Consider the following 3,422-nt stretch of genomic DNA (forward strand, 5'->3'; position numbering starts at 1 on the left):
ACGCCGCCGCACATCCCGACCGGGACCTTGCAGTGCTCGAACTGCCACAGCAACACCGCGGCAAGCTTCACCACCTACACCATGAACCATGCCGCGGTAGCGACGGCGCGCTGCGACAGCTGCCACAACGGCTCGTTCACCGGCCAGGGCACCAAGGGCGCGCTCGGCACGGCGTCATTCCCGAACCACGTCGCCACCGGCGGCGCCGACTGCGTCAGTTGCCACGCCAAGGCGGCGAGCGGCGGCTTCACCAGCTGGGGCGGCGCGGCATTCAAGCATGCGGCGACCGACACCAACTGCGCGACCTGCCACAACGGCAAGACCGCGATGGGGATGACCACGCCGCCGCACATCCCGACCGGGACCTTGCAGTGCTCGAACTGTCATAGCAACACCGCGGCGAGTTTCACCACCTACACGATGAACCACGCCGCGGTAGCGACGGCGCGCTGCGACAGCTGCCATAACGGCAGCTTCACCGGCCAGGGCACCAAGGGCGCGCTGGGCACCGCGTCGTACCCGAACCACGTCGCCACCGGCGGCGCCGACTGCGTCAGTTGCCACGCCAAGGCGGCGAGCGGCGGCTTCACCAGCTGGGGCGGCGCGGCATTCAAGCATGCGGCGACCGACACCAACTGCGCGGCCTGCCATAACGGCAGCTTCACCGGCCAGGGCACCAAGGGCGCGCTGGGCACCGCTTCCTATCCGAACCACGTCGCGACCGGCGGCGCCGACTGCGTCAGCTGTCACGCCAAGGCTGCGAGCGGCGGCTTCACCAGCTGGGGCGGCGGTGCCTTCGCCCACAGGGCGACCGATACCAACTGTGCGGCCTGCCATAACGGCAAGACGGCGCTGGGCATGACGACGCCGCCGCATATCCCGACAGGGACCTTGCAGTGCTCGAACTGTCATACCAACACCGCGGCAAGCTTCACGACCTACACGATGAACCACGCCGCGGTGGCGACGGCGCGCTGCGACAGCTGCCACAACGGCAGCTTCACCGGCCAGGGCGCCAAGGGCGCGCTGGGCACGGCGTCGTACCCGAACCACGTCGCCACCGGCGGCGCCGACTGCGTCAGCTGCCACGCCAAGGCAGCCTCGGGCGGCTTCACCAGCTGGGGCGGTGCGGCATTCAAGCATGCGGCGACCGACACCAACTGCGCGACCTGCCACAACGGCAGGACCGCGATGGGGATGACGACACCGCCGCACATCCCGACCGGGACCTTGCAGTGCTCGAACTGTCATACCAACACCGCGGCGCGCTTCACGACCTACACCATGAACCACGCCGCGGTGGCGACGGCGCGCTGCGACAGCTGCCACAACGGCAGGACCGCGATGGGGATGACGACACCGCCGCACATCCCGACCGGGACCTTGCAGTGCTCGAACTGTCATACCAACACCGCGGCGAGCTTCACGACCTACACCATGAACCACGCCGCGGTGGCGACGGCGCGCTGCGACAGCTGCCATAACGGCAGCTTCACCGGCCAGGGCACCAAGGGCGCGCTGGGCACCGCATCATATCCGAACCACGTCGCCACCGGTGGCGCCGACTGCGTCAGCTGCCACAGCAAAGCCGCGAGCGGCTTCACCAGCTGGGGCGGCGGCGCCTTTGCTCACAAGGCGACCGACACCAATTGCGCGACCTGCCACAACGGCAAGACCGCGCAGGGCATGACCACGCCGCCGCATATCCCGACCGGGACGCTGCAGTGCTCGAACTGCCACACCAACACCGCGGCGAGCTTCACGACCTACACGATGAACCACGCCGCAGTGGCGACGGCGCGCTGCGACAGCTGTCACAATGGGAGCTTCACCGGCCAAGGCACCAAGGGCGCGCTGGGCACGGCGTCGTATCCGAACCATGTCGCGACCGGCGGCGCGGACTGCGTCAGCTGCCACGCCAAGGCCGCGAGCGGCTTCACCAGCTGGGGTGGCGCGGCGTTCAAGCACGCTGCCACCGACACCAATTGCGCGACCTGCCACAACGGCAAGACGGCGCTGGGCATGACGACGCCGCCGCATATCCCGACAGGGACCTTGCAGTGCTCGAACTGTCATACCAACACCGCGGCAAGCTTCACGACCTACACGATGAACCACGCCGCGGTGGCGACGGCGCGCTGCGACAGCTGCCACAACGGCAGCTTCACCGGCCAGGGCGCCAAGGGCGCGCTGGGCACGGCGTCGTACCCGAACCACGTCGCCACCGGCGGCGCCGACTGCGTCAGCTGCCACGCCAAGGCAGCCTCGGGCGGCTTCACCAGCTGGGGCGGTGCGGCATTCAAGCATGCGGCGACCGACACCAACTGCGCGACCTGCCACAACGGCAGGACCGCGATGGGGATGACGACACCGCCGCACATCCCGACCGGGACCTTGCAGTGCTCGAACTGTCATACCAACACCGCGGCGAGCTTCACGACCTACACCATGAACCACGCCGCGGTGGCGACGGCGCGCTGCGACAGCTGCCATAACGGCAGCTTCACCGGCCAGGGCACCAAGGGCGCGCTGGGCACCGCATCATATCCGAACCACGTCGCCACCGGTGGCGCCGACTGCGTCAGCTGCCACAGCAAAGCCGCGAGCGGCTTCACCAGCTGGGGCGGCGGCGCCTTTGCTCACAAGGCGACCGACACCAATTGCGCGACCTGCCACAACGGCAAGACCGCGCAGGGCATGACCACGCCGCCGCATATCCCGACCGGGACGCTGCAGTGCTCGAACTGCCACACCAACACCGCGGCGAGCTTCACGACCTACACGATGAACCACGCCGCAGTGGCGACGGCGCGCTGCGACAGCTGTCACAATGGGAGCTTCACCGGCCAAGGCACCAAGGGCGCGCTGGGCACGGCGTCGTATCCGAACCATGTCGCGACCGGCGGCGCGGACTGCGTCAGCTGCCACGCCAAGGCCGCGAGCGGCTTCACCAGCTGGGGTGGCGCGGCGTTCAAGCACGCTGCCACCGACACCAATTGCGCGACCTGCCACAACGGCAAGACGGCGCTGGGCATGACGACGCCGCCGCATATCCCGACGGCGACGCTGCAATGCTCGAACTGCCACAGCAACACCGCGGCGAGCTTCACGACCTACACGATGAACCATGCCGCGGTGGCGACCGCGCGCTGCGACAGCTGCCACAACGGCTCGTTCACCGGCCAGGGCGCCAAGGGCGCGCTCGGCACGGCGCCGTTCCCGAACCACGTCGCCACCGGCGGTGCCGACTGCGTCAGCTGTCACAGCAAGGCAGCCTCGGGCGGCTTCACCAGCTGGGGCGGTACGGCGTTCAAGCACGCGGCGACCGATACCAACTGCGCGGCCTGCCACAACGGCAAGACCGCACAGGGCATGACGACACCGCCGCACATCCCGACCGGGACCTTGCAGTGCTCGAACTG

At 68.8% G+C, this 3,422-nt stretch carries 1 protein-coding gene; it reads left to right on the forward strand.

The window, feature by feature from the left end:
- Positions 1 to 3,422 (forward strand): cytochrome c3 family protein (locus tag HL666_RS33810; protein WP_172185798.1); only part of this gene is annotated, 3,422 nt, incomplete at both ends.

It is taken from the genome of Bradyrhizobium aeschynomenes (genome assembly GCF_013178945.1).
Classification (GTDB): Bacteria; Pseudomonadota; Alphaproteobacteria; order Rhizobiales; family Xanthobacteraceae; genus Bradyrhizobium; species Bradyrhizobium aeschynomenes.